This is a genomic window from Bordetella sp. BOR01, assembly GCF_019218885.1.
GTDB lineage: Bacteria > Pseudomonadota > Gammaproteobacteria > Burkholderiales > Burkholderiaceae_B > Bordetella_A.
The window spans coordinates 222326-248830 of sequence record NZ_JAHUWT010000002.1; the positions used below are offsets into that span (position 1 = coordinate 222326).

Annotated in this window: 25 protein-coding genes and 1 riboswitch; of the genes, 5 read left to right on the top strand and 20 right to left on the bottom strand. The window is 64.7% G+C overall.

Annotated features, from left to right (window positions below; genetic code table 11):
* Positions 1–21: 21 nt before the first annotated feature.
* The 4 genes from KW845_RS08825 to KW845_RS08840 form a co-directional block, all read right to left on the bottom strand.
* Positions 22–594 carry an isochorismatase family cysteine hydrolase gene (locus tag KW845_RS08825; RefSeq protein WP_218368860.1) on the bottom strand — a complete coding sequence of 191 codons (573 nt, stop codon included), beginning with the start codon at positions 592–594 and terminating at the stop codon, positions 22–24.
* A gap of 574 nt (positions 595–1168) precedes the next feature.
* Entirely contained in the window at positions 1169–2056 is an 888-nt protein-coding gene (locus tag KW845_RS08830) for a hypothetical protein (RefSeq protein WP_218368861.1), read from the bottom strand.
* A 110-nt stretch (positions 2057–2166) separates the two neighbouring features.
* A complete protein-coding gene (locus KW845_RS08835) occupies positions 2167–3033 on the bottom strand; it encodes a DUF4231 domain-containing protein (protein ID WP_218368862.1) in 867 nt (288 codons plus the stop codon).
* On the bottom strand, positions 3030–3530 hold the full coding sequence (locus KW845_RS08840; protein ID WP_218368863.1) for a TIR domain-containing protein: 501 nt from the start codon (positions 3528–3530) through the stop codon (positions 3030–3032). The genes KW845_RS08835 and KW845_RS08840 overlap by 4 nt, the downstream gene beginning before the upstream one ends.
* A gap of 418 nt (positions 3531–3948) precedes the next feature.
* Here KW845_RS08840 and KW845_RS08845 point away from each other — a divergent pair, with 418 nt between their 5' ends.
* Positions 3949–5184 (top strand): hypothetical protein, encoded by a 1236-nt coding sequence (locus tag KW845_RS08845; RefSeq protein WP_218368864.1) that lies wholly within the window; start codon positions 3949–3951, stop codon positions 5182–5184.
* A gap of 204 nt (positions 5185–5388) precedes the next feature.
* Here KW845_RS08845 and KW845_RS08850 read toward each other — a convergent pair whose 3' ends face one another.
* Entirely contained in the window at positions 5389–6285 is an 897-nt protein-coding gene (locus KW845_RS08850) for a LysR family transcriptional regulator (RefSeq protein ID WP_218368865.1), read from the bottom strand.
* 96 nt (positions 6286–6381) lie between these two features.
* Here KW845_RS08850 and KW845_RS08855 point away from each other — a divergent pair, with 96 nt between their 5' ends.
* On the top strand, positions 6382–7254 hold the full coding sequence (locus tag KW845_RS08855) for an aldo/keto reductase family oxidoreductase (protein WP_218368866.1): 873 nt from the start codon (positions 6382–6384) through the stop codon (positions 7252–7254).
* Between the two features lie 19 nt (positions 7255–7273).
* On the opposite strand, the gene KW845_RS08860 is transcribed toward KW845_RS08855, so the two are convergent.
* Genes KW845_RS08860 through KW845_RS08875 form a run of 4 tightly spaced genes read right to left on the bottom strand, consistent with a single transcriptional unit; the run spans position 7274 to position 11038 of the window.
* Complete coding sequence (locus KW845_RS08860; RefSeq protein ID WP_218368867.1) at positions 7274–8134, bottom strand: polysaccharide deacetylase family protein; 861 nt, start codon at positions 8132–8134, stop codon at positions 7274–7276.
* 52 nt (positions 8135–8186) lie between these two features.
* On the bottom strand, positions 8187–9161 hold the full coding sequence (locus KW845_RS08865) for a tripartite tricarboxylate transporter substrate binding protein (protein ID WP_218368868.1): 975 nt from the start codon (positions 9159–9161) through the stop codon (positions 8187–8189).
* Between the two features lie 37 nt (positions 9162–9198).
* Positions 9199–10080: an alpha/beta fold hydrolase gene (locus KW845_RS08870; protein WP_218368869.1), complete on the bottom strand. Its 882-nt coding sequence runs from the start codon at positions 10078–10080 to the stop codon at positions 9199–9201.
* Between the two features lie 25 nt (positions 10081–10105).
* Complete coding sequence (locus KW845_RS08875) at positions 10106–11038, bottom strand: alpha/beta fold hydrolase (protein WP_218368870.1); 933 nt, start codon at positions 11036–11038, stop codon at positions 10106–10108.
* A gap of 79 nt (positions 11039–11117) precedes the next feature.
* On the opposite strand from KW845_RS08875, the gene KW845_RS08880 reads away from it, so the two are divergent.
* Positions 11118–12038: a LysR family transcriptional regulator gene (locus KW845_RS08880; protein WP_218368871.1), complete on the top strand. Its 921-nt coding sequence runs from the start codon at positions 11118–11120 to the stop codon at positions 12036–12038.
* Between the two features lie 77 nt (positions 12039–12115).
* Positions 12116–13615 carry an amino acid permease gene (locus tag KW845_RS08885; RefSeq protein WP_218369966.1) on the top strand — a complete coding sequence of 500 codons (1500 nt, stop codon included), beginning with the start codon at positions 12116–12118 and terminating at the stop codon, positions 13613–13615.
* Here KW845_RS08885 and KW845_RS08890 read toward each other — a convergent pair.
* On the bottom strand, positions 13543–15351 hold the full coding sequence (locus KW845_RS08890) for an ABC transporter ATP-binding protein/permease (protein ID WP_218368872.1): 1809 nt from the start codon (positions 15349–15351) through the stop codon (positions 13543–13545). The genes KW845_RS08885 and KW845_RS08890 overlap by 73 nt on opposite strands.
* Positions 15352–15417: 66 nt before the next feature.
* On the bottom strand, positions 15418–16326 hold the full coding sequence (locus KW845_RS08895; protein WP_218368873.1) for a LysR substrate-binding domain-containing protein: 909 nt from the start codon (positions 16324–16326) through the stop codon (positions 15418–15420).
* Positions 16327–16456: 130 nt separating this feature from the next.
* Between KW845_RS08895 and KW845_RS08900 the strand changes: the two genes are divergently transcribed.
* On the top strand, positions 16457–17623 hold the full coding sequence (locus KW845_RS08900; RefSeq protein WP_218368874.1) for a mandelate racemase/muconate lactonizing enzyme family protein: 1167 nt from the start codon (positions 16457–16459) through the stop codon (positions 17621–17623).
* Between the two features lie 99 nt (positions 17624–17722).
* Here KW845_RS08900 and KW845_RS08905 read toward each other — a convergent pair whose 3' ends face one another.
* The 9 genes from KW845_RS08905 to KW845_RS08945 all read right to left on the bottom strand — a co-directional run bounded on the left by KW845_RS08905 (position 17723) and on the right by KW845_RS08945 (position 26499).
* Positions 17723–18490 (bottom strand): 3-oxoacyl-ACP reductase, encoded by a 768-nt coding sequence (locus KW845_RS08905; RefSeq protein WP_255592511.1) that lies wholly within the window; start codon positions 18488–18490, stop codon positions 17723–17725.
* A 13-nt stretch (positions 18491–18503) separates the two neighbouring features.
* Entirely contained in the window at positions 18504–19520 is a 1017-nt protein-coding gene (locus tag KW845_RS08910) for an ABC transporter substrate-binding protein (protein WP_218368876.1), read from the bottom strand.
* Positions 19521–19540: 20 nt separating this feature from the next.
* A complete protein-coding gene (locus KW845_RS08915; RefSeq protein ID WP_218368877.1) occupies positions 19541–20305 on the bottom strand; it encodes an ABC transporter permease in 765 nt (254 codons plus the stop codon).
* Positions 20302–21066 (bottom strand): ABC transporter ATP-binding protein, encoded by a 765-nt coding sequence (locus tag KW845_RS08920; RefSeq protein ID WP_218368878.1) that lies wholly within the window; start codon positions 21064–21066, stop codon positions 20302–20304. The genes KW845_RS08915 and KW845_RS08920 overlap by 4 nt, the downstream gene beginning before the upstream one ends.
* Positions 21063–22526, bottom strand: a complete 1464-nt coding sequence (locus KW845_RS08925) for an acyl-CoA reductase (RefSeq protein ID WP_218368879.1) — start codon at positions 22524–22526, stop codon at positions 21063–21065. The genes KW845_RS08920 and KW845_RS08925 overlap by 4 nt, the downstream gene beginning before the upstream one ends.
* Positions 22523–23605 (bottom strand): long-chain fatty acid--CoA ligase, encoded by a 1083-nt coding sequence (locus KW845_RS08930; RefSeq protein ID WP_218368880.1) that lies wholly within the window; start codon positions 23603–23605, stop codon positions 22523–22525. The genes KW845_RS08925 and KW845_RS08930 overlap by 4 nt, the downstream gene beginning before the upstream one ends.
* Before the next feature lie 70 nt (positions 23606–23675).
* A riboswitch (TPP riboswitch) is annotated at positions 23676–23767 on the bottom strand.
* A 74-nt stretch (positions 23768–23841) separates the two neighbouring features.
* Positions 23842–24630 carry a heme ABC transporter ATP-binding protein gene (locus KW845_RS08935; RefSeq protein ID WP_218368881.1) on the bottom strand — a complete coding sequence of 263 codons (789 nt, stop codon included), beginning with the start codon at positions 24628–24630 and terminating at the stop codon, positions 23842–23844.
* Complete coding sequence (locus KW845_RS08940) at positions 24630–25634, bottom strand: iron ABC transporter permease (protein WP_218369967.1); 1005 nt, start codon at positions 25632–25634, stop codon at positions 24630–24632. Before KW845_RS08940 ends, KW845_RS08935 begins: the two co-directional genes overlap by 1 nt.
* Positions 25621–26499, bottom strand: coding sequence for a hemin ABC transporter substrate-binding protein (locus tag KW845_RS08945; RefSeq protein WP_218368882.1), 879 nt, complete (start codon positions 26497–26499; stop codon positions 25621–25623). The genes KW845_RS08940 and KW845_RS08945 overlap by 14 nt, the downstream gene beginning before the upstream one ends.
* Between the last annotated feature and the right edge of the window lie 6 nt (positions 26500–26505).

A 26505-nucleotide genomic window follows, 5' to 3' on the forward strand; every position in this document is an offset into this window, starting at 1 on the left:
TAGGTTCCCGGCGTTCGTAGTCTAGGCAAGCAACGACAAGGCGTCGGCCAGAGCGAGCACCGTGGTGCGTGACTCGAACGCTGTCGAAAAAAGATGATCGTGCACGACCTGATCCGGGTCATAGCAGCAATCCTTGACTGTAAACAGGCGGAAGTCCGCGTCGCTTGCATACGCAACCGACGACAGGACGACACCGGTTGACGCTATGCCCACCATCAGCAGCGTATCGACGCCGCGCGCGGAAAGCCGTGCCTGCAGGTCGGTGCCGAAGAATACGCTGGCACGATGCGCGACGATGAGGGGTTCGTCAGCTTGCCGGCCGAGTTCCGGCGAGATACTGTCGTCGACGAAAAGACCAAGTTGCTTGATCCCTTGCCCGTTCTTGTTGAATGCGCTGACTTCAGGATAGCCGGGGCTGAACTGGATCTTGGCGAAATAAATGCCGACGCCTTTTTGCCGCGCAGCGTCGCACAGCTTGCGGGTTTTTGCGAGCAACGTGGGGGCTGCGGAGGGAAATAGCCCCATGATGTCGGTCTGGTAGTGCATGACCAGCAGAGCGGTTTGCGCTGGAATGAGCGTTGGAATCTGCTGCATAAAGCGTGCGCGATGGAAGAGATGGTTGACTCTAACACGGGCACTATGGTGTGAGATTCAGAGGAGGAGGGCTTTCTCTTGTTCAGTGGCGCATCGTCGCTGACCCGTATCTTCATCGGCAAAGGGGCCGCCTTCTGGATCGGAGCAACAAGCGGCTACTGCGTATGTCTATTCGGCGGTCGAGACAATGACCCGGTTCCACGCCCACAAGAGCCCGGGGGCATTATTTCTTCGGAGGAGGTAGGTGCTATGTCGTTGTTGGGTGGTTGGTTTCGCGGGGCTGTTGTTGTGCATGTTGCGGGCGGTAAACTGCTGGCCGAGAAAGACGGCTTTCGGCCATCAACGGTCATCCGGACGCAATGAAATTTGGACGTTCAGTCGAGCGTTGTTCCTCGGAGGCGGTCATTGACCAGAGGTTAGCAGCCGGGCACTGCTGGGTCTCATGCGGAATTCGGCAGATTCAGCCACACGAGGCACCTCTTTACTGCAACATCGCGCGCAGCTATTTCACCTTTTGACTGGAAGAACAGGACCAACAGACCAAGAGCGCGTCTTCGAAGACGTGAGGCGTTTACTAGCCCTCAATGATGGCCTCGAAGCGTCGTTGGAGCGCTTGGCCTAAGACCTGGCGACCTTCTGCATTATTTAGGTACGGGACATAGCGAAGGTGGCGGAGATCAAACGGTATGTCGTTGGTGTTCTGAGTGATGAGAATTACTTCGCGGCCCAAAGTATGGGCTATGCCGATTTCATAGAAGACGTTCGGATTGCGGTTTGTGCAATCGCAGATGACTACGCGCGAGCGGTCGATTAGGGAGACGATATCTTGAATGATCGCGGGATTTTCCCAGATATCGTCAGCGCGACGGCAACGAAGCCCAATGTTTTCTGCAGTCTGTCGGAGGGTTTCAAAAACGGGCGTGAAGGGTGCATCAAACGGCATCATGGCCGAAAGCAACGTGGGTTCGATCCGTTCGTGCTCCGTGATATTGAATACGGTAGGACGCTGCCGGCGTGATTGCGTATTTCGGATAAGAACCCTGTAAAGGTCGACCTCCTTTACGGCCCAATGGCTCCGAGAGAACTCGAAGTCATGAGGCATATCGAAATCGATCCTGTTCGCGAAAATCGCGCTATTCAGGAGGGGCGGGATATCCATATCGAAGGTGTATTCGATGGCAATTTCCCGCCCGGAAAGCCGAGCGTGCGTAATTGTCCCGACCCGGGCCAACTGATCGCCTGTACCTTCTTGCATGAAAATGCACGGCAGGCGGATAAGGCGGTCGAGGGCGATCCGATCACCGTTGCGAAAGGATGCAGCGACGTCGTCGTTGGTGTATTCAAACAACCGACCAATCGGAACTGTGTCGCGCCCTGCGCCCCAAGGGTTGAACTGTACCAATAGATTAAACAAACCAATCTCCTTGCCGCTGTCGATTGTGTTGGCTGACGATTTTCTCAAATGTTACAAGACTGAGGCGTCGGAAATTACATGCTCGTAATAGGGCACAACTGGTCCTAATCGGAGGGTTCTGCACCGTCAGCAGGCTGACGGGCCCGGAAGGCACGCCACTAGTCAACATCCCGTCGCGCCTGCCACTGGGTATGCTCTCGTGAGAAGGCATTCTCAGCATCGCCCACGTACTTGGAGAACTTGTCAGCCGTCGGTGGATTTGGCAAAGCTATCCGCAGTAACCCGATCTCGTGTGCCGTAAGCGTGTATGAGGCTGCCAGCTCTTGATAGCGTTTCGTCTGTATCCACGCCATGACAGAAGCCGAGAAGGCTACGAGAATGTCTGTCGGCCAATAGTTGACGGTCGGGTGAGCGATCTTTGCTGCGGCGAACCCCAGTGCCAGCAGGTTCATCAGGATCAAACCGCCGAACCATAGCGTAGATGACCGTTGATTGAGTCTCGCTTTACGGCTGTACCAACCTTGCTGATCTTCAACCCTTTCCGCTTCGTACAAGTCGATGCGTTTCTGAAGTGGCAGATTCCGAACGCGCGTCATCTCTTGCGTAATTTGCGAGCCAGATGCCATTGTCACGGCGTGAGCGGAGATGTTGGTGTTCGTAGTGAAGATGTCGGTGAGCGAGTCCTTGAAGTGGTCGCGGTCAGAAGCCTCATCCCGGTTGAATGGCTCAGCGCGCATCATGTATCTCCACGAGACTGTCTTCACCGATTCCGCTAACGCACGCGTGCCATACCAAATGCGCTGCGGTCGCATGACGGCAAGGTACAAGATCAGCAGTAGCGTTCCGACAAGGGGACCCATTTGGAGGAGCGCAAAATAACTCGTTTGGACGTTCGCCACAGACATTGTGGCGGCGACCACAAGGAGCGTCAGGTTTCCACCCAACGCCCAGAGAAACTTCGTCTGTGCCTTCTTCGAGGCGTCATCAGCCGCCTGATACAGCGGGGGAAAATCATTCTCCGTCATAGGCCAAGCGACGAATAGACGTGAGGCTTCAGATACAAGTCGGTAAGGCCCTGCGTCTTGTAGCTGGCGAATCCATCGCAGAAGTCGTCCAGCGCGAACAGGATAGCCTTTGCCTTGAACGGCACGTGAATCGTGCATGTACCGTGTAGGATTGGAGGGCACAAATCCATGTCTATTGCCTTCAAGCCGTTCAGGTTCACGACGACAATCGGGATGCCCATCGCGATGCACGTCTCGATTTCCCACCGCACGAACCTGTACAGATATCTGGTGCTGTCTCCAACTATGACGATGGCCTGCTTGGTGTTTTGAAGGCGTTGCCTGAGGACGCTTTTAACGTACGCTTCGCTAGCGGTGCCTTCCATCGGCCTCAGGTCGTGCGCGTTATAGAAGCTGAACTCCATGTGCTCGTTCTTGTTCCAGCCGAGCATGAAGCCGTACGCCCACATGTCCTTGTCGCCGTCAAAAATGACGTATGTTTTATTCCGGTAACCCATGATCGCGCACCCATGGTTTCTTCCCGAAGTAACTAAAAGTTAACATATTGCTAGAGATATCAGTTTTTAAATATTTCTTTGGTAGCATATTGTCTCGGCCAATGGCCTCCACGGTCAATAGCACCTTGCAGCAGCAGCTTCAAATGCCGGCTCTCGAGGAAGGAGGATCGCTCAGTCCCGGAATGTTGAAGGCTGACGGCGCCCGGATGTTATCTGGGTACCTACTCCGAGGCGCTGGCCGGCACTAGAGCCTCAATTCCCAGCCGATTCGCATCTTTAGAAAGACGCCTCTCCTGCGGCGTGCCGCGAACTCAGCGCCGTTGCATGGAACCTGCAACTTGCTCATGCACCAATCCCTCAGCCTAAACTTTAGACACATCTAGTATAATTTCTGCAAATTAGTGGCAGGAGATGACATATGCAAGAAGAGAAGATACTTTCTGAGTCCCAAGCAAATGTTTCCGATATCGATCTAGGAAAGGCGCGGGCGACTTCTGCTTCTGTGACCACGCCGAAGAAGGGAGCTGCGACCAAGACAGCAGCGGCTAAGAAGCCTAAGGCAAAGTCTGCTGCGACTAAAAAAGCGGTAACGAAAAGCGCTAAACCCAAAAAGGCGCCCGCTGTAGCGAAGGCCAAACGAAGCTTTCCGCAGTCAGATCTTGAAGAGTGTGTGAAGCTCGTCAACGCCATCAAAGAATTCAACGCAGGCAATCCTTGGGCACCGGGGGAGATCGCGAAGGTGCTTGGCGTTGGAATGGGCAACAAGTACTTCTATCTGACAGCAGCTTGCCGCGACTACGGCCTAACTGTGGGAACACGCGATACGGCGAAAATTGAGTTGACTGATCTTGGTCGCAATCTGGCCTACCCGAAATCCCCTGCTATGCAATCGGAAGCATTGAATACCGCTTTCAGAAATATATCTCTATTCCAGAAGGTCTACGACTACTATCAAGGTGGAGTGCTTCCAGAAATCCAGTACCTCAAGAACACGCTCAAGACAGAGTTCGGGGTCGAGGAACAGTTTCAGGACGACTTCTATCAACTGTTCCAGAAAAATGTTGCGTATCTGAAGACCGCCACCGGTTCTAGCCCGGTCGTAGGCAAGGCGCCTACGACTGGCAGCACGTCGAAGTCGAACAGTGGCGATTCGATTGTCCTTGGTGAGTCGACTAATTCCGGAAAACTGGTAGCGTTTATCGCTATGCCATTCTCTGAAAAGACCGGAAAATATGAACAAGGCTACTTCGACGAAGTTCTGAAGCATCTCATCACGCCAGCGGCTGTCAAGGCTGACTTCAATGCTCGCACTGCGAAGAAGGCAGGCAGTGAAGTGATTCAGTCGACGATAGTCAACGATCTGGACAGCGCCGATTTAGTGATCGTTGATCTGACCGAACATAACCCGAACGTCCTGTTTGAACTCGGCATGCGTATTGCGTTCAACAAACCGGTTTGCCTGATTCGAGCGAAGGGTACCTCAGCGATTTTCGACATCGATCACATGCTACGTGTGTTCGACTACAACCCAAACATTTGGCCCTCGACCCTGGCCACTGATGTGCCCGCGTTGGCCGAACACATTCTGGCTACATGGCGAGATAAGGAGAAACGCTCGTATTTGACGATTCTTCGCGACAACAAATCTGACTAACCTGAGTCCCCGACTAGGTGCCTAGCGAGCCTTCGCAATCTGAGCGTCCGGTTCGCTGTACCTTAGTTCGCGGGTTGAACTTCCGCTTTGGGTCGAAAGCGGACAGTCACGCGCGGCCATCCTGGGCGAATCGGAACCTCACACCACCCCACCCCTAGCTAGCTGGGCTTCGGCAAGCGTCCCATAGACGCAACCCCCCACCCCCTATACCCCCCGCACATAATCCACAAACGCCCGCAACGGCGCCGGCAAAAGCCGCCGGCCGGGGTAATAAAGAAACGGCCCCGAGAACTCCGGCCACCACGGCTCCAGAACGGGTTCCAATTCCCCACGTTCCAGATACGGCCGAAGCCAGTCCTCAAACAGATAAATAACCCCAGCCCCCGCAATCGCCGCCTCGACCGCTAGGTCAACCGCGGCGCCAGCCTGCACAATCAGCTTCGCAGGCGGGTCCACCTTCACGGTCTCATCCCCCCGCGTGAATTCCCACAGCGGCATGACGCCGCTGTCAAAGCGGAAGCGCAGGCAAGGGTGGGTCAGGATTTCACTAGGATGCTGAGGGCGCCCACGACGCGCCAGATAATCAGGCGCCGCCGCGCACGCAAAGCGCTGCACGCGGGGGCCGATGGGCACGGCAATCATGTCCTGTTCCAGCCGCTCGTCATACCGGATGCCCGCATCGCAGCCTTCTGCCAGCACATCGACAAAGCTGTCGTCGGCCACCACGTGCAAAAGAATGTCGGGGTAGGCCGCTAGAAAGCCTGGCACGATGGCCGGAAGTACCAGCCGCGCGGCGCTGACGGGAACGTTCAGGCGCAGCGTTCCGGCCGGCCGGTCGCGAAAATGATTGACCACATCCAGTGCCGCCTCGACCTCGTTCAGCGCCGGGGCAAGGCGCTCCAGCAGGCGTTGGCCAGCCTCGGTGGGCACGACAGAGCGGGTGGTTCGGTGCAGCAGCCGTACGCCCAGCTGGGTTTCCAGGCGGCGGACGGCTTCGCTGACGGCTGACGCGCTGGCGCCGCTTTGCCGGGCGCCGCCACGGAATCCCCTGGCAGCCACGACGGCGACAAACGCATTCAGGTCGCTCAGGTTCGTTTTCATTGTTTGGATTTCCGCACAAACTGTACGGATTGTGCGGACTTATCGCGCAGCGAGTCAAGACCTATGCTGGGCTTCCAATCTTTCAAGGTGATTTTCATGAACCATGTCGATCAGGCTGGCACGTATCTTCTGGGCGAACGCAAGGTGTCCCGTATAGGCTATGGCGCCATGCAGCTTGCCGGCCCGGGGGTATTCGGCCCGCCGAAAGATCGTGCTGCCGCCGTGGCGGTGCTGCGCGCGGCGGTAGAGGGCGGGGTGACGCATATCGACACCAGCGACTTCTACGGCCCGCACATTACCAACCAGGTGATACGCGAAGCGCTTGGCCCCTATCGACCGGACCTGACTATCGTGACCAAGGTCGGTGCGGTGCGCGACGACAAAGGCAGCTGGCTGCCGGCGTATTCGCCCCAGGCCCTGACGCAGGCCGTGCACGACAATCTGCGCAATCTGGGCTTGGATGTGCTGGATGTGGTGAATCTGCGCATCATGTTCGACATCCATGGCCCCGCCGAAGGCTCGATCGAGGCGCCGCTGGCGGTGTTGGCGCGCCTGCGGCAGCAAGGCTTGATCAGGCACATCGGCCTAAGCAATGTGACCGCCACGCAGGTGGCCGAGGGCCGGGGCGTGTGTCCGATCGTGTGCGTGCAGAACCAGTACAACCTGGTGCACCGGGATGACGATGCGCTGATCGACGCCCTGGCGCGCGATGGAATTGCCTACGTGCCGTTCTTTCCGCTGGGTGGTTTCAGTCCGCTGCAATCGTCGGGGCTGTCGCAGGTGGCGCAAGGCTTGGGCGCAACACCTATCCAGGTGGCACTGGCATGGCTGTTGAAGCGCTCGCCCAATATCTTGCTGATTCCAGGTACGTCGTCGCTGGCGCACTTGCAGGAAAACCTTGCTGCCGGCGCGCTGGCGTTGCCGGCCGATGCGATGGCGGCGTTGGATCGGGTTGCCGCGCAGGAATAGGGCTGCGCGGCAACCAAAGCTATGCGGGCACGCGTGCCGCCCTTGACTGCGTCCACGCCGCGATCTCGGACTTGGTGGCCCACCACACCCCTGCGTGCCCGCGCGCATATTCCAGGCAGCGCCGCAGGGTGGGGATCAGCGTGGGGCGGCCCGCCATGTGGGCGTGCAGGGTGATCTCGGTCCACTTGGGCCGGCCGGCCTGGCCTTCGCGGTACAGCTCGTCGAAAGTGTCCTTGAAGCCGTCCCAGATGATGCCGGGCGGGTTGCGGCCCCACACCCACATCCACAGGTCGTTGTGCGGCAAGTTGGTGCGCGGCATGATCACGATGGGGCCATGCGCGGTCTGCCGGACGAACGGCAGGTCGTCGCTGGCATCGTCGGCGTTCCACAGGTAGCCTTCCTGCTTCAGGAAGTCCAGCGTATTGGCCGAGCCGGCGCTGCCTGGGCTGGTCCAGCCCAGCGGCGCGCGGCCGGCGGTTTCGGTCAGCACGCGCGTGCAGCGGCGGATTTCTTCCAGTTCGGCCGCGGGGTCGTCGTCGCGCATCAGCACGTCGTTGGCCCAGGCATGCCCCGCCACTTCGTGGCCGGCCTCGACCAGGGCGCGGATCACATGCGGGTGGCGCTCGGCCGCCAGGCCGTTGGTCGAGACATTGCTCTTGATGCCGAACTCGTCCAGCAGGTCCATCAGGCGCCAGATGCCCGCCTTGGCACCGTACTCGGCATAGCTCAGCGAGAAATGGTCGGTCTTGTTGGCGGTTTTTTCCAGCGTGATCTGGCTGTGGTTCACGAAGGATTCGAAGGCCAGCGAGACCGAGACCGCGATGTGCTGGCCGCCAGGCCATTGCCAGTCGCGAGGGTAGCGGGAAGCAGGTTTGCTCATGGTGTGCCCTGTGGCGGCCGCCGCTTGCGGGCGGCCGTTGTTGAAAAGACGCTTACTCGGGTTGGATGCCGGCCTGGCGCACCAGGCCGGAATAAAGCTCCATGCGGCTGGCCACTTGTTGGTCCAGCACGGACGGCGGGCCGCCGCCGATATCCAGCGCCAGGGTGGCAAAGCGTTCGCGAATCTCCGGCTCTTGCAGCACGGCGTTGAACACCTCGTTCAGCTTGGCGATCACGGCGGGCGGCGTGGCGGCCGGGGCGTAGATGGCCGCCTGGATGCCGCCGTCGAAGTCGTAGCCCGCATAGCCGGATTCGGCGATGGTGGGCAGGTCGGGCAATTGCGGGATGCGCTTGGGGCTGGTCACGGCCAGGCCGCGCAGCTTACCGCCCTGGATCAGTTCGGCGGCTTGCGGGGGGCCCAGGAAGGCTGCCTGGATTTCGCCCGAGTACAGGCCGGCGATGATCGCGCCTGCGCCCTTGTACGGCACGTGCAGCATGCGCGAGCCGGTGGCGCGGTTGAAGTATTCCCCTGCCAGGTGCAGCAGGTTGCCGTTGCCGGCGGATCCGTAGGCGATCGACGTGCCGGGCTTCCTGGCCAGTTCGACCAGTTCCTGCACGGACTTGGCCGGCACCTGGTTGCCCACCACCAGCACCAGCCCGGGCGAGTTGCCCACGTAGATCACCGAAGCGAAATCGTGCACGGTGTCGTAGGGCAGCTTCTTGTACAGGCTGGGGTTGATGGTGTGGGACGTCGGCGCCAGCAGCAGCATGTAGCCGTCCGGCGGCGCGCTGGCCACCGCGCCGGTGCCGATGATGCCGTTGGCGCCCGCGCGGTTTTCCACCACGATGGATTGGCCCAGGCGCTCCGCGGCATGCTGCGCAAGAGTGCGCGCCACCATGTCGGTGGGGCCGCCCGGGCTGAACGGCATGACCAGCCGTATCGGCCGGTCGGGAAAATCCGCCGCCGCGCCGGGTGGCGCAAGCAGGGCGGATGTCAGGGCAAGGCAGGCTCCCAGTAATCGCTTCATGGTGTATTCCCCTTGTGTGCGGCTGGTAGCCGCTGGTTCAGCGCACGGCGTCCGAGAACGCCGAAATGATGCTGTGGAAGGCGCCGGGTTCTTCGCGGAAGGGCAATGCGCCCGCCCGGTTGATCAGATGGAAATGCGTCACGGGTTGGCGTTGCGCCAGGATGCGGTATAGCCACAATCCTTGGTCGACGGTGCCGGTGGGGTCGTGGGTGCCCCACGCCACTTGTACCGGCACGGGTACGCCCGGGCCGCGGCACTGTTCGAACAGGCGGACCTTGGCGCGAGCCACCGAGCTATTCCAGGCCTGCCGGGTGGCCGGGTCGGCCATGCGCGCGGCGGCCGCCTGTTGCGGGGCTTGCTGTGCGGCCTGCACGCAATCGTCCAGCACGTCTTGCACGTGATGATGCGAATAAGACAGGCGTTCCAGCGCCCAGCGCTGGGATTCGCGCGACCCCAAGGGTTGCGGCGGATAGGCCAGCGCCGTGTTCTCGACGCCGTCCCCGGTCGGGGCCGCCGCGACCGAGGACACCACGCTGACGGCTTCGATATAGCCTGGCTGGCGGCAGGCCAGCAGCAGCGCGGCCAGGCCGCCGGTGTCGTGCGCCACCAGGTGGCAGCGGCGCACGCCGGTGGCGCGCACGACGGCGTCGACATGGTCGGCCATGGCGTCGATGCTGTACGGCGCATCGGATGCGTCGCTGCCGCCGAAGCCCGGCAGGTCCAGCGCCAGCACCGCGCCGTCTTCGGCAAAGCGCCCCAGCGCCGGGCCCCAGATATGGGCACCGCTGCTGTACGGCGTCAGGCCCGGCGCGCCGCCATGCACGAACACGGTGGCCGTGTCGGACTCGCGGTCGCGCAGGATGCGGACGGCCAGGCCGTCGATTGTCAGGGTATGGGAATGTAGGGCAAGGGCGGTCATGGATGCACCATTCATGGAATCACCTTCACTGCGCACGCTGCAGGCCGAAGAAGCGGGCAAGCAAGGCGTTGAACTGCGCGGGATGCTCGCGGAAAGGGAAATGGCCGGATTCGTTGATGACATGGAACTGCGCATCGCGCTGCTGGCATGACACCATGCGGAACAGTTCCAGGCCGCGCTCGAGCACCGCGGTGCGGTCGTTGTAGCCCCATACGATCTGCACTGGGCGCTGCAGCCGGCCTTCGTCCAGCCAGCGCAGGGTCTGGCCTTTCTGGTGCGCCAGTTCCGGCAGGAATACGCGTTCGGCCAGCCCTTCGGTTGCCATCTTCTGCACTGTGTGGCGGTACTTCTCCAAAGACAGGATGTGCATGACGGCATCTATCCATTCTTCGGTGACCACGCCAGGGTCATGGCTGTAGTTCTCATAGACCCAGCGCACCGCCTCGCGGCTGCCGCGCGGATGCGGCGGGTTGCACAGCACGACCTCGTTGGTGCCCACGCCCGGGCTCAGTGTGCCGCTGTTGACGATGGTAAGCGTGCGCACGGCATCATGGTGCTGCAAGGTCAGGCGGGTGGCCGCGTAGCCGCCGCGCGAATGGCCCACCAGGTGCACGGGCGGCAGGTCCAGGGCGCGCAGGAAGGCGGCGGCGTGGTCCACCACCGCCTGCATGGTGTAGTCGTCGTCGCGTGCGGGGTTGCCGGTTTCCCCCTGGCCCAGCTTGTCGAAGGCGATGGCGCGATAGCCGGCCTGGGCCAGGGGCCGCAGGTTCAGGCTCCAGGTGTAGGCGCTGGAGGCGCCGTCGGCCATGCCGAAATTGCCGCCATAGATGAACACTACGGGTTCGCCCGTACCGGCCTCGAAGTAGCGGGTACGCACACCGGCCACGTCCACCCAGCGTCCTTCGGGCATGGCGTGGCGCGTGGCGGCAACGGCGGGCTGCGGATCTGGCTGTGTCATGTCGTCGGTCCTGTGTCGAGTCCAGGCCAGATTAAGAACAGCGCCGTAAATCGTCCAATATATAATTGGCACCACAGTAATGCTAAAAAGGTATTACATGGAACTGCGCCAGCTTCGGTATTTCCTGGCCGTTGCCGAAGAACTCAGCTTCACGCGCGCCGCCGCTTTGCTGCATGTGTCGCAACCGCCGGTCAGCCGCCAGATCATGCTGCTCGAGGCCGAGATCGGCACGCAGCTGTTCGAGCGTTCCAAGCAGTATGTGCGGCTTACCAGCGCTGGCCAGCATTTCTACGACCAGGCGCGCGCCCTGGTGGCGGCGGCGAATGCCGCGGTGGTGTCTACGCGGCGTGTCGCGGCGGGGCAGGTGGGCAAGATATCCGTTGGCCTGGGCGGTACGGCCGCGCATGTGTTTCCCGACACGCTGGCGCTATTCCGCCGCCACCATCCCGAAGTGGAACTGGTGCTGAACCCGCTTAACCTGGCGTATCACCATGCCGCGCTGCTCGAAGGCCGCATCGACGTGGGCCTGGTGGTGCTGCCCATGGATAACGACGAGCTCGAAACGCGCAAGCTGATACGCATGCGCCTGCTGGCGGCGCTGCCGGCAGGGCATGGGCTGGCAACGCGCCGCAAGCTGTCGTTGCGCGACCTGGCCAGCCAGGATTTCATCATGGTGCCTTGGACCAAGGGGCGCGGTTTCGGGCGCTTGACCGTGCAAGCCTGCCGGCGCGCGGGCTTCGTGCCCAACGTGGTCCAGGAAGCCGAACCCATGGAATCGGTGCTGGGCATGGTGGCCGCGGGCGCGGGGGTGGCGGTGGTGCCCGAATCCATGGAGCACCTGTATGGCAGCAAGGTTGCGTATCGCCCGATCAAGGAAGACTACGCCGCGGCCGACATTGCCATCGCGTGGCGCAAGGGCGATGGTTCGCCTATCTTGCGGGCGTTTCTGGCGTGCTGCCCGGGCCGCAGCGCGCCCAGGCGCCGCGGCGCCCCTGGCTAACGACCCGTAGCGCGGTGTCTCGCTATTCAAAGGAAACCACTATCTTGGCCGAATCCGAAAACCGCCGCGCCGCCGGCATGCCCAGCAAGGATGTGTCCACGCCCGGCGGTTTGCGGCGCACCCTGGCCGCCCGCCACTTGACCATGATCGCCGTGGGCGGCTCTATCGGCACCGGCTTGTTCGTGGCATCCGGCAATACCATCGCGCAAGCCGGCCCTGGCGGGGCCTTGCTGGGTTATGCCCTGATCGGCCTGATGGTCTATTTCCTGATGACCAGCCTGGGCGAACTGGCTGCCGCCATGCCGGTGGCCGGCTCTTTCTCGACCTATGGCTCGCGCTATGTGGAACCGGGCTTCGGTTTCGCCCTGGGCTGGAACTACTGGTACAACTGGGCCGTGACCGTGGCTGTGGACCTGGTGGCGGCGCAACTGGTGATGGCCTACTGGTTTCCCGATGTGCCGGGCGTGTACTGGAGCGCGCTGTTCCTGGCCATTACCTTTGGCCTGAACGCCTTGTCGGCGCGCGGGTTCGGCGAGGCGGAATTCTGGTTTGCCCTGATCAAGGTGATCGCGGTGGTGGTCTTCATCGCCTTGGGCGTGCTGATGTTGCTGGGCATTATCCGCGGCGGCGAAACCGGCGGCTGGCAAAACTGGACACTGGGTGAGGCCCCCTTTGCCGGCGGCTTCGCGGCGATGATCGGCGTTGCCATGGTGGTGGGCTTTTCTTTCCAGGGCACCGAGCTCATCGGCATTGCCGCGGGCGAATCCAAGGATCCGGCGCGCAATATCCCGCGCGCGGTGCGGCAGGTGTTCTGGCGCATCCTGCTCTTCTACGTGCTGGCCATCGGCGTGATCGGCCTGCTGATCCCTTATACCGATCCGCAACTGCTGCGCAACGACGTCACCGACATCAGCGTCAGCCCCTTTGCGCTGATCTTCGACCGGGCCGGCCTGCTGGCGGCCGCGTCCGTGATGAACGCCGTGGTGCTGACTTCAGTACTGTCGGCGGGCAATTCCGGTATGTACGCCGCCACGCGCATGCTTTACGCCCTGGCGTGCGAAGGCAAGGCGCCGGCCGTGTTCGGCCGGGTGTCGGCCAGCGGCGTGCCGGTACTGGCGCTGCTGGCCACCACGGCGCTGGCCGCGCTGTGCTTCCTGTCGTTCGTGTTCAGCCCCAACCAGGTCTATATCTGGCTGTTGAATACCTCGGGCATGACGGGCTTCATCGCCTGGCTGGGAATCGCCATCAGCCACTACCGCTTCCGTCGCGGCTACCTGGCGCAGGGCGGCAAGCTGGTCGAGCTGCCTTATGTATCGCCGTTCTTTCCCTTCGGGCCGATCTTCGCCTTCGTGCTTTGCCTGGTCATCACGCTGGGCCAGAACTACCAGGCCTTCTTGCAAGACCGCATCGACTGGGTGGGCGCCGGGGCAACCTATGTCGGCATTCCCTTGTTTTTGCTGATCTGGGCCGGTTATCGCCTGGCGCGGGGTTCGCGTTTCGTGCGCTACCCGGACATGACGTTTCCGTTTCGCAGCGACCAACCCGCCCGCCCATCCAGGCTTAGTCCCACGTCATGAAACGCATCCAGGGTACTGCGATGCCCCACGCTGACCACCATGCATTCCGGTAACTGGGTACGCAGCAAGCCATACAACGCATGCTCCAGCCCTTCGTCGGTAGCCGAGGTGGCTTCGTCCATGAACACGATGGCTGGCCGGTTGAACAGCACGCGCGCAAACGCCAGGCGCTGCTGTTCGCCCAATGACAAGATGCGCGCCCAGTCGCCCGGCTGGTCCAGCGCGCCCGCCAGGTGCGCCAGTTGCGTCTGTTGCAGCACTTCTTTCAAGCGTGCATCGTCGGCCGGCGTGGCGCTGGCAGGGTAGGCGATGGCGGTGCGCAAGTCGCCCAATGGCAGGTAGGGCCGCTGCGACAGGAACAATGCCTGCGCACCCACCGGGCGCCGCACCAGCCCCTGCGCATAGGGCCACAAGCCGGCCAGGCCGCGCAGCAGCGTGGTCTTGCCGCTGCCGGACGGGCCCTTGATCAGCAAGGCTTGCCCGGGCGCCAGTTGCAGGTGTAGGTCGTGCAGCAATACTTGGCCGTCGGGCCGCTGCACGTTCATGCCCTGGATCTGCAGTCCATCGGCCAGTGTGTCGATATCGACGCCGGGCAGCTTGCGCGCCTGCCGGTTGGCTTGCTGGAACCCGTCCAGCCGCGTCAGGGTGGCGCGGTACTGGGCGAAGGTGTCGTACGAAGTGCGAAAGAACGACAGCGAATCCTGTACCTGGCCGAAGGCCTGCGAGGTTTGCATTACATCGCCCAGCTTGATGGCGCCGCTGAAAAAGCGCGGCGCCTGCAGCATGAAGGGAAACACTACCGCCAGCTGGCTGACGGCCAGGTTCAGGCCATCGAACTTCAAGGTGCGGCGTATCAGGGCCCACAAGTTGGCGATGTAGGCGGCAAAGCGCGCGGCCAGGGTCTGCCGTTCGACTTGCGCGCCCTGGTAGAAGGCGATGTTCTCGGCGTTTTCGCGCAGGCGCACCAGTGCATAGCGGAAGTTGGCCGTCAGTTGTTCGCTGAGGAAATTCAGGCGGATCAGCGGCCGCCCCACCTTGAAGGCCAGCAGCGTGGCCAGGATCACGTACAGGTACACCAGCAGCACCATGGCGCGCGGCACTTCCAGGCTGCCCAGTTGCAGCGGGCCCGACAGGGTCCACAAGATTGCGGTGAATTCCACCAGCGACACGACGGCGCTGACCGCGCCCAGCGCCAGCGTGCGCGAGCCGGTCACGAAGGCCGCGATGTCCAGTTCGATGCGCTGGTCGGGGTTGTCGATGGGCGCGTCCAGGAACTGGCCGCGGTAATACGCGTTGCCCGCCAGCCAATCTTGCGTCAGGTGCGCGTTCAGCCAGGTGCGCCAGTCGATCTCGAAGGCCTGGCCCACGTAATAGTCGACCAGGGCGCGCGCCACGTGCACCGTGGCCAAGATGCCGAACACGCCCAGCATGGCCCAGAAGGCGCTTTTGTTCAGCGCCTGCAGCGCGTTGTAGAAGCCGTTGTACCAGTACGAGAACAGTACTGTCATTCGCACCGCCGCCAGCGTCAGCAGCAGCTGCAGCGCCAGGCTGGCCAACGGGCGCCAGCTGCGGCGTGGCGTCAGGTAGGGCCAGGCCAGGCGCCAGAACTGGCGCCCCCAGGCCGTGCCGCGCGCCAGTGCCCAGGCCAGGGCCGCCGAGGCGGCACCCGCGATGGCAAAACTGGCCAGCAGCCATAGCAGGCTGCTGCCGAGTTGCTGATGCCAGTCCAGGTCCATGAAGTGCGGCGCGTGTTGTTCTTCTGTGAATTAGATGCCGCACAAAAGAATAGTTCCCGCTATTGGCTATTGCTCGTGCGCGGCCAGCACGGCGCGCCAGAATGCCTCGGCCGCCGGGGCTAGCGCGGCATCGGGGCGGAACAGGCGGATATCGGCGGCCAGGCGCCATGATGCGTCGCCCGCTTGCACCAGGCGCTTCTGGTGCAGTTCGGTTTCGACCATGCTGAGCGGCAGCCAGGCCACGCCGCGTCCGTCCAGCGCCATGCTCTTCAGCACGGCGGCCAGGTGGGCCGTGAAGACGGGCTCGACCCGGGCCTGCTGCAAGGCCGGTCCCAGCAGGGCGCGCACCAGGCGGCCCAGGCCGGATTCGGCGCTGTAGGCCAGCATGGGCACGGCTTTGCGCGCGTTGGCCGACAAGGCCTGGCGCGGCCGCCCGGCGCGGTCGGGCGCGCACACCGGCACCAGCGTATCGGTGCCGATTTTCAGCGAACGGTAAGCGGGCGCATCCAGGCGGCCGGGTGCCTGCGCATGGGTGTGGCACAGCAGGAACTGCACCCGGCCCTGCTGCATCCAGGCCTCGCATTGTTGCAGCATGTCGGACACCAGCTGTATCGGCCCGATGGTCGTGCGCGATTCCAGGCCGCGCAGCCATTGCGGCAGGAAGGTCAGCGACAGGGCGTGGGTGGCGGCAAAGCGCAGCGTGGCCGAGCCGGCGGCGGCCACGGCGCGCGCTTCGTCGGGCACGCGTGCCACGCGGCCCAGGATTTCCTGCGCCGTCGTGCGAAACCAGTCGCCGGTTTCCGTCAGGGAAACCGGGTGCGTGCTGCGGTCGAACAGCGCTACGCCCAGCCACTCTTCCAGGGCGCGAATGCGGCGGCTGAACGCCGGCTGCGTCATGTGGCGCTCTTGCGCGGCGCGCGAGAAATTGCCGCTGGCGGCCAGCGCCAGGAAGTCTTCCAGCCAGGACAGGTTCATGGGCGATGCCTACAAAGCATGAAAGCAGAGAAAAACGGCATTGGGCAAGCCCGCCGCACGGCCCCGATAATACGCTGCATCATCCGCCGGCACGCCGGCGCCGCCCCTGTCATTGCCGGAGCCATCGCTCATGAAAATCGTCGACATCCGCGAATCGACCCGCCCCATCAAATCCAATATCCGCAACGCGTACATCGATTTTTCCAAGATGACGCTCAGCCTGGTCGCGGTGGTGACCGATGTGGTGCGCGACGGCAAGCCCGTGGTGGGCTACGGCTTCAATTCAAACGGCCGCTACGGCCAGGGCGGCCTAATCCGCGACCGCTTCGCCCCGCGTATCCTGGAGGCCGACCCGGCCAGCCTGCGCGACGACGCACGCGACAATCTCGATGCGCACAAGATCTGGGCCGCCATGATGACCAACGAGAAACCCGGCGGCCACGGCGAACGCTCGGTGGCCGTGGGCACCATCGACATGGCGGTGTGGGATGCGGTGGCCAAGATCGAAGGCAAGCCGCTGTACCAGCTGCTGGCCGAGCGCTACGGCGATGGCCGTGCCAACCGCGACGTCTTCGTCTATGCGGCGGGTGGCTACTACTGGCCGGGCCAGGGGCTGGACGGCCTGCGGCGCGAAATGCAAAGCTACCTGGACCGCGGGTATTCGGTGGTGAAAAAGAAAATCGGCGGCGCGTCGCTGGCGGAAGACTGCGAGCGCATCGAAGCGGTGCTGAAGCTGCTGGGCCCGGGCCAGCGCCTGGCGGTCGACGCCAATGGCCGGTTCGACCTGAAGACCGCGGTCGAATACGCCAAGGCGCTGTCGCAGTACGACCTGTTCTGGTACGAAGAGGCGGGCGATCCGCTGGATTACGCCTTGCAGGCCGAGTTGGCCAAGCACTACGTCAAGCCGATGGCCACCGGCGAGAACCTGTTCTCGATGCAGGACGCCCGCAACCTGATCCGCTACGGCGGCATGCGCCCCGACCGCGATTGGCTGCAATTCGATTGCGCGCTCAGTTACGGCCTGGTGGAATACCTGCGCACGCTGGACATGCTGAAGGAAAATGGCTGGTCGGCCACGCGCTGCATTCCGCACGGAGGCCACCAGATGTCCCTGGCCATCGCGGCCGGCCTGGGCCTGGGGGGAAATGAATCGTACCCGGATTTGTTCCAGCCTTATGGTGGGTTTCCGGATGGCGTGCAGGTGCGCGACAGCATTGTCACCTTGCCCGAACTGCCGGGCATCGGGTTCGAGGGGAAAGCAGACTTGTATGCCGAGATGAAAGCCTTGGCGAGTTGATTTGGCAAGCGCGTCTTGCTGGTGTTGCGGGCATCGCCATCGAGAGCGCGATTCAGGTGCCTGATTCCTGGCTCGAGACTGTATGCTGCGTACTTTTCTTCAGCGCATCACCAGCCCGCCGTCCACGAACAACACCTGGCCGGTCATGAAGCCGCTCCAGTCGGACGCCAGGAACATCACCGGCCCGGCGACGTCCTCGGGCCTGGCGATGCGCCGCAATGGCGTGGCGGCAATCAGCGATTCGCGGAACGATTCCTGGGTTGCGCCGCTGGCCTGGGTCGGATAGACCAGGCCCGGCGCCACGCAATTCACGCGGATGCCAAAGGGGCCGAGTTCAGCCGCAAGATTGCGGCTGAATGCCACCAGCGCGGCCTTGGCGGTGGTGTAGTCGTGGTACGGCACGACCGGGTGCTCGACCAGGTTGCTGGCAATGTTCACGATGCAGCCCTGGGCGCGCCGCTGGAAGTGCGGTAGCGCGGCGCGGCACACATTGAAGGCGGCGCCGACCGCGCCATCGAACTGGGCCTGGTAGTCTTGCCAATTCAGGTGGTCGAATGCGGTGCGCCGCCTGGGATCGAATGCATAGTGCCGTAACGCGTTGTTGACCGCGACGTCGAGCCGGCCGGTCTCTTGCACGATGGCGTCGATCATGGCGCGCACGGCCTCTGGCGAGCCGACATCCGCCTGCACGGCCCAGGCGTCGCCGCCCAGGGCCTGGCATTGCGCCACCACGGCATCGGCCGCCGTGGCATTGCTCAGGTAATTGACGACGACCGTCGCGCCTTCCCGCGCGAAACTGCGCGCGATCTCGGCGCCTATGCCACGGCTAGCGCCTGTGACCAGTACTACCTTGCCTGTGAATTGCATGGTTGCGCTCATATCAGGACGCCGGCAGCAGGCTGGCATCGGCCACGCTGGCCACATCGATGGGGTGCTGGATCAGGCCCAGCGCGCGATAGGCGTCGGCCGCCTGCTGCAGCAGCGCCAGGTCGAACGCGCCCAGCGCGCGCGCGGCACCGCCGGGGCCGGCCGGCGCCTGGGCGGCGATGTTGCGCAGCCGGATCACCTCCAGATTGATGTCCCGGTCGGTGCCGTCGATCGCGCGTTTGGCGGCAAGCGTTGCCGCTTCTTCCGGCTGGGCGATCATCCAGGCGGCGCTGTCGCGGTAGGCCTTGAGAAACGCGCGCAGCAGCGGCTGCCTTTGCTGGTAGACCTGTTCGCGCACCACGAACAGGTCGCTGGAGACGTTGAGGTAGTCGCGCACCTGCATCACATTGACCTTGCCCAGCCCCCGGCGCCTGCCCACCAGCAGGCCGGTGTCGGTAGCCGCGGTGGCGTCGACGTGGCCCTGCAGCAGGGGCGCGAAGTTCAGGACGCCGGTCACCACGATTTCCACATCCGCTTCGGTCAGCCCGGCCTGATGCAGCATCACCAGCAGGTTCTGGCGCGTGCCGCTGGACAAGCTGTAGACGCCGATGCGCTTGCCCTTCAGGTCCGCCGGCCGCGCGATGTTGGCGGACTGGAGCGACACTACGTTGAAGACGTTCTGCGGATAAATGTCATAGATGGCGCGTAGCTTTTCGCCCTTGTCCAGCGCCATGAACAGAGAACCCGGATCGGTAAAGGCCACGTCGGCCTGGCCGCTCAGGATGTTGCGGATGGCGTCGCCGCCGCCCGCGCCAGGCAAGTAGACCAGTTCCAGGCCCTGCGCCTTGAAAAAGCCCTTGTCGGGCTCGGCCAGCAGGTTGGTGATTTCGGCGATGGGCTTGCTCCAGCCGGCCAGGGTGACCTTGCCGGAGGCCGCCGCCTGGGCGCGCGCCGCGGAAGGGCCGATCGATAGCGCGGCAAGGCTGGCGGCAGCGGTCAGCAGCGCACGGCGGCGGGAAGACGGAACCATGGGGCGAATCCTGGTGAATGTCATGAATGGTCAGTGTAGGGACGCAGCAGGCGCCGCTCTACCATAAGCATGGCTTGATAGCACAGCAGCCCGATGGCGGCGATGGCGGCCAGCGCCGCAAACATGAGCGGCGTGTCCATCATGCCCTGAGAGGCGATGATGACCGCGCCCAGCCCGCGGCTGGCGCCGATGAATTCGCCCACGACAGCGCCGACCAGGGCCAGCACCAGCGCCACGCGCAGCCCCGCCAGAATACCTGGCAGGCCCGCGGGCAGCTTCAGGCGCAGCAACGTCTGGCCACGCGATGCACCCAGCATGCGGAATAGTTGCAGCCGGTTCGGGTCGACCTGCCGCAGGCTGGTCAAGGTGTTTTCCATCAAGGGGAAAAAGCAGATCAGCGCGGTCATCACCACGGTGGGCGCCATGCCGAATCCGAACCACAGCACGAACAGCGGCGCGAGGGCCAGCTTGGGGACCACCTGGCTGACGATGACGTAGGGCTTGAGCACGCGGTCGAGCAGGGCGGATTCGGCCAGCGCCACGCCCATGGCCAGGCCCGCGATGCCGCCCAGCGCCAGGCCCAGCAGCATCTCGGCCAGGGTCGTGCCGATATGGGGCCAGAGATAACCGGTGGACAGGCTGGTCCACAGCGTCAGGGCCACGGCCGAGGGCGCCGGCAGCACCAGCGCGGAAATACCGGCCTGCCGCACGGTCAGTTCCCACATCCCTACCAGGATCACCAGCAGCACGCCGGCCAGGACGCGGGTGTTCAGCGTCGGTTTCATGCGCGAGCCTCTGTCATGGTTTCGAATATCCGGGAGCAGTATTGGTTGAAGGCCGCGCCGTGGCGCATGGCCTGGCTGCGGGGCGCGCCCAGGTCCACCGGGATGTCGGCCAGCAGGCGCCCCTGGTGCATGACCCCGACGCGGTCGCCCAGGTACACCGCTTCGCCGATGTCATGCGTGACGAACAGCACGGTGGTCTTGCGCACACGGCACATCCGCAACAGGTCGTCCTGCAGCTCGCCGCGCGTGATGGCATCCAGCGCGGCGAAGGGTTCGTCCAGCAACAACAGCGCCGGCTCGAGAATCAGGGCGCGTGCCAGCGCCACCCGGCTTTGCTGCCCGCCGGACAACTGCCGGGGATAGTGCCGGGCATGGTCGGACAGCCCCAGCATGGCCAGCAAGGCCTGCGCGCGCTCGAGGTCGGCAGCCAGCGGCCGGCGCTGCAACGACACGGGCAGCAGCACGTTGTCGATGACCCGGCGCCATTCCAGCAGGGTGGGCGCCTGGAACACATAGCCCAGCTGCGGGCCGGGCGCGGCCGCCGTGCCATCCCACCGGCGGATATGCCCGGCCTGCGGTTGCAGCAGGCCCGCGGCCAGCTTCAGCAGTGTGGTCTTGCCGCAGCCGCTGCGCCCGACCAGGCAATGGAAACCGCCGGCCTGCAGTTGCCAGTCGATGCCGGCCACGACGGGCGGCCGGCCAGGGTAGGTGTAGGCCGCCTGCTGGATATCGAGAAAGGGGATGTCCGGCGCCGGGCTCATGGTTCGTAGGGCGCAAAGGGCTCGGCCGCCGATTCGGCCGATTGTTCGATCTCGGTCATGCGGACCAAGTCGAGCAGGTTGAAGCGGCCATCGTGGTGCCAGCCGGCTTCGGGCACGCTCATCGAGCCGATGGCGCTGATGCGGGTGACGCCCGCAGCGCCCAACTGCTCGGCCAGGCGGTACAGCTCGCCTGGCGTGGCGGCGATGCCGGCCGATTGCAGGAAAACCCCGCCGCCGGCCACGGCGGGCGCCACTTCGTCCAGCGCGTCGACGCCGGCGACCACGATGCTGCGCTGTAGCGCCGTGGGGGCCAGGGCCTGGGGGCCGTCGGTGTAGGCCACGCTCCATGCCGCAGCGGGATCGCCGATCAAAGGGTCTTGGCCTTCGGCAGCCGGCTGCTTCCATTCGACAGATTGCCGCCATTTCGCCAGCGCCGCCGATTCCTCCAGGTCCAGGGCGCGCCGCGGAAAGCGCCGCTGCAGGACGGCCAGTTCGCCCGCCAGGTAGCCGGCGAACTCGCGTGGCGCAACCTGGCCGCCGCGCTGCACATAGAAGACATGCGGCGAATAGCAGCCCTGCTGGTCATAGCGCACTACATCCCACGCGGCGCGCCGCGCCAGGGCGGGCGCCTTCAACGCGTCAAGCGCCATCGCGCTGACCACCCCGAAGCCGAGTTTGTGCCCATGCGCAAGAAAGCGCGTCGTCACGGGCAGGCGGCGCTGGATGGCTTGCAGCGAATCATTGCCGCCATAGGCCACCACGGTGTCGGCCTGGGCGTACAGCGCCTCGGCGTCCGCATCGCCGGCGCCGCGCCACCACACCACGGCCAGGCAATCGGCAAGCGGCGGATGCACTTCGGCCAGCAGGCGCGCGAACCAGCCGGCAAACAGCGGCTCGGCGCTGGGCAGCTTGCCGATGTTGCCGGCCTTGACCAGCAGGCCGCAGACCAGGCTCCACAGCGCCAGCGCGGGCACGTTGCCGGCCCAGCTGTGCACCAGCAGTTGCGGCCCATGGGCCCGCACCGCACCGCCCTTGGCCGTCGGCTGGAAACCGTCGAGCACCTTGGGATTGGCGAAATCCTCGGCCACGAAACGGTGCAGTTGCGGGGCGCGGAAGGTCTTGAAAAAACCGGTAAGCCCCAGGCGGACCATCTCGGCGTCATAGCCGCTGACCAGCGGCAGCAGCGCGTCGGCCTGGCGGCGGTACGGGTCGTCGCGGTCCAGCAGCCGGGCAATGGCGCGATCGATGACCGCGATGATCCCGGACACCGGCATGGTCTTCAGGTGCTGGGCGCTGGCGCGCCGGACCCGCTCGGCAAGCGCATCCATTTGCGGGGCCGACAGCACCGGCACCGCCACCTCGATCCGCTGGCTGCCCTGCGCGAACGGCAGTACCTGCCATTGGACGTCGGCTGCCGCCAGCCCCGGCAGGTAGCCCGCTTCGATTCTGGGCACGTTCATGGCGTGGCGGTCCGGATGAATGCTTCGACCGCCAGCGAGCAGCCCTTGGCCTGGGCGCCCTCGGCACGCCCCAGCAGCAAGAAGCCGCGGTCGGCCGGCAGGCCCACGTCCTCGGTAAGGATGGTGCAGACCGAATTGAAGTTGGCCAGGTCGCAGTGCACCAGGATGCCGCGTTCGCCAGCCGGCACCGTGCAGCCCGTGGCAGGATCGACCAGGCGCGAACGTATCCAATGCGGCCCCGACTTGACCGAGGGCACGATGGCATTGCCATCGTCGTAGAACTGCGTGCTCAGTTCTGTCATGCCGTACATGTTGATGCACAGCTCGCGCGGCACGCCCAGCAATTCGGAAAGCGACGAATAAAAGGCCTCGAGCGGCAATTCGCGCGACTGCCCCTTGTAGCCGCCGGTATCGAGAATGCGGCTGCCCGGCGGCAGGCGGAACGACCGGCCTTCCTTGCGCAGCGCGTCGATGACATGCACGAAGCTATAGCTCGCGCCCAGCAGGGCATAGGGCTCGCCCAGTTGCTCGGCCTGTTCCAGCCGTTGCCACAAGCCCTGCAGGTCTATGCCCTGCGGGGACACGAAATAGCGGCTGTCGGGACTGCCGAAGGCGGATTTCGCCAGCGCCAGGTAATGCGCCAGCGACGAGTTGGGCATCGTGGCTTCGTCCGGGAACAGCAGGCCCATCGGCAGGCGCTCGACGCCTTGCATGACGCGTCGCGCGAAGTTGCGGGTCATGGACAGGTCGTAGACGTCGAGCCGCGGGTGGAAGTGGCGTCCGCGCGTGTCGGCGCGGGTGGTGCCGCTGGTCATGAACACGCGCTCGGTCGGCAAAGGCGGCTCGCAGCGCAGCTCCATCGCCTTGAAGGCGTCGATGGGCACGGCCGGGATGTCGCTCCATGTTTTCACGGTGCGCACCGTGGCGCCCCGGCGCTGGCAAAAGCTGCGGTAGGGCGCGTTGGCGCCATACTGGTAGGCGAACAGGCGCAGCGCGATCTGGTCGAATTGCGCGTCGGTGCAGCTGTCCTGGGCGATGAGTTCGAGAATGTCCGCGACCGGCGGTTCGACGTGGTTCATGGGCTTTGGTGGATTCCTGTGCGTGGAAGCTCCGAAGCCCGCCTGTGCCAGCGGCGCGTGGATACGGCCCTGTCGAGGTCGATGCTCTTCTTACGCCGGCATGAACCGGGTCAAGTTCGCGGGTCTGAATCTCAGCACTGGCGTGCACCCCGGAGCAAGCACCATGTTAACCCGCAATGGCGGGCTACCGGACGGCCCCGGCAGTGGCGCGGCCAGGCGCGGGCCGCGCATCCCTGTCAACGGGGCAGCACCAGCAATCGCCCCGGCAGGGTGGGGTGCGGCAGGACATCGGCTTCGATGTCATACACCGCGCGCAGGTTGGCCGGCGTCAGTACTGCATCGGGGGCGCCATCGGCCACCACCGTGCCGCCGCCCAGCATCACCAGCCGGTCGCACCAGCGCGCCGCCAGGTTGACGTCGTGCACGATCACCAGCACCCCCAGGCCCTGCTCGTGGGCCAGGCCGGCCGTGGTGCGCAGCAGTTCGATCTGGTGCTTCGGGTCCAGGCTGGAAATCGGTTCGTCCAGCAGCAAATAGCGCGGCACCTGCGCATCGCGCTGTGCCTGGCACTGCGCCAGCACGCGGGCGAATTGCACGCGCTGCTGCTCGCCGCCCGACAGCTCGGGGTAGCGCCGCTGCGCCAGTTGCGGCACGCCGGCCAGGGCCAGGGCCGCGTCGACCAGTTCTTCCACTTCCACCGGGCCCAGCTCGGGAAATGGATAGGCGCCCATGGCCACCACTTCGTGCACGCCCAGGTCGAAACTGAGCGAGGGCTTTTGCGGCAGTACCGCGCGCTGTCGCGCCTGGCGGCGCAGCGGCAGGCCGCTCAGGGCGGTACCGTCCAGTTCGATGGCGCCGCTGTCGGCATGCAGTTCGCCCGCCAGCGCGGCCAGCAGCGTCGACTTGCCCGCGCCATTGGCGCCCAGCAAGCCCAGCACGTGGCCGGGTTCGATCGCCAGCGATACACCGGACAAGATGCGCGCGCCGTTGCGCGACAGGGCAAGATCGAGGGTGCGCAGGCTCATCAGAATCGGCGCCCCCGCGCCAGCAGCCACAAGAAGAAGGGCCCGCCCACCAGGCTGGTGACCAGTCCGATGGGTAGTTCGGCCGGAATGACCACGATGCGCGCCAGCCAGTCGGCCAGGGTCAGCGCCAGCGCGCCGGCCAGCATCGACGCCGGCAGCAGCCAGCGGTGATCTGCGCCCAGGGTCATGCGCACCAGGTGCGGCACCACCAGCCCCACGAAACCGATGCCGCCGGTGGCGGCCACCAGCGGGCCCACGATCAGGGCGGTGGCCAGCACCAGCTTGTAGCGCACGGTGATCAGGGCGAAACCCAGGTGCTGTGCTTCGCGCTCGCCCAGCAACAGGGCGTTCATGGCGCGCCATTGGCGCATCAGCCAGGCCGACCACAGCAGCGTCCAGGGCGCCAGGAAGGCCAGCAACGGCCAGCTGGCGCCGGCCAGGCTGCCCATGCTCCAGAAAGTCAGGTCGCGCAATTGGGCATCCGAGGCCATGTAGGTCAGCAAGCCGATCAGGCTGCCTGCCACGGTATTGATGGCGATGCCGGCCAGCAGCAGGCCGGCCACGCCGGAAACGCGCCGGCCCACCGCATAGGCGGCGGCCGTGGCCAGCAGGCTGCCGGCAAAGGCCGCGGGCGCGGTCACGGCAAAGCCGCCGGTGGTCAGCACGATGGCCGATACCGCGCCCAGCGCGCCGCCGGCCGAGATGCCCACCAGGCCCGGCTCGGCCAACGGGTTGCGAAACAGCGCCTGCATGGCGGCGCCGGCAATGGCCAGCGCCGCGCCCGCCACGACGGCGAACAGCACGCGCGGCAGGCGGATGTCCAGCAGCACATTGCGCCACAACGTATCGTCGGGCTGCGAGGCGCCGGTGGCCAGCACGCGCAGCGCATCGGCCAGCGGGATATGCACCGCGCCGCTCAGGGCGGCCAGCAATGCCACCAGCAGGGCGGCCGCGCCCAGCCCCGCCAATACGGCGGGCGGCGCGGCGCGCCTAGCTGGCCGCACGAGACGGCTGGCCCTGGCGAGCGACACAGTCGGTCTCCTTCAACGCGCGGATGGCCTGCGGCAGCCGTGGCCCAGTGCCCAGCGCAAGCAGGTCGTCCATGACGACGATGCAATCGTTGGCGGCGGCCGGCGTGCTGGCCACGCCCGGCATGGCCAGCAGCTTCTGCATGCCGCCGGCGGCTTCCAGCGACATGCGCGGTACCACGATCACCTGCGGCGCCAGCCCGCCCAGGGCCTCGGCCGACAAGGGCTTGTAGCCTTGCTGGTCGGCCAGCACATTGACCAGGCCCGATAGTTCCATCACCAGCGATGCCGCCGTGCCGCTACCCGCGCCCAGCGGCGTGCCGGTGCGGTTCATGATCAGCACCGCGCGGGCATGCGATTCGGGCAGGGCGCGCGCATCGCGCAGCGCGGCGTCCACGGACCCCGCCAATTGCTCGCCGCGTTCGGGCACGCCCAGCGCCTGCGCGATCTGCCGGATGCGATCATCCAGCGATTGCACCGTGGGCTGGTCGGACACGACCGCCACCGGCACGCCCACTTCTTTCAGGCGGGCGATGGCGGTGGGCGGCCCGGCCTGGTCGGATGCCAGCACCAGGTCGGGCCTCAGGGCCAGTACGCCTTCGACCGGCACCGCCCGGTAATAGCCCACCCGCGGCAGCTTGGTGGCCGCCTCGGGATACAGGCTGGACAGGTCGTCGCCCACCAGGCGGTCGCCCTGGTCCAGCGCATAGACGATCTCGGTGACCGTGCCGCCCAGCGACACCACGCGCGCTGCCGGCGCGTCTTGCGCGGCCTGCGCCGACGCGGCCACGCAGGCGGCCGCCAAGACGGCCCCGACAGTCCTCAACAGGCTTGCTGCCATGATGCT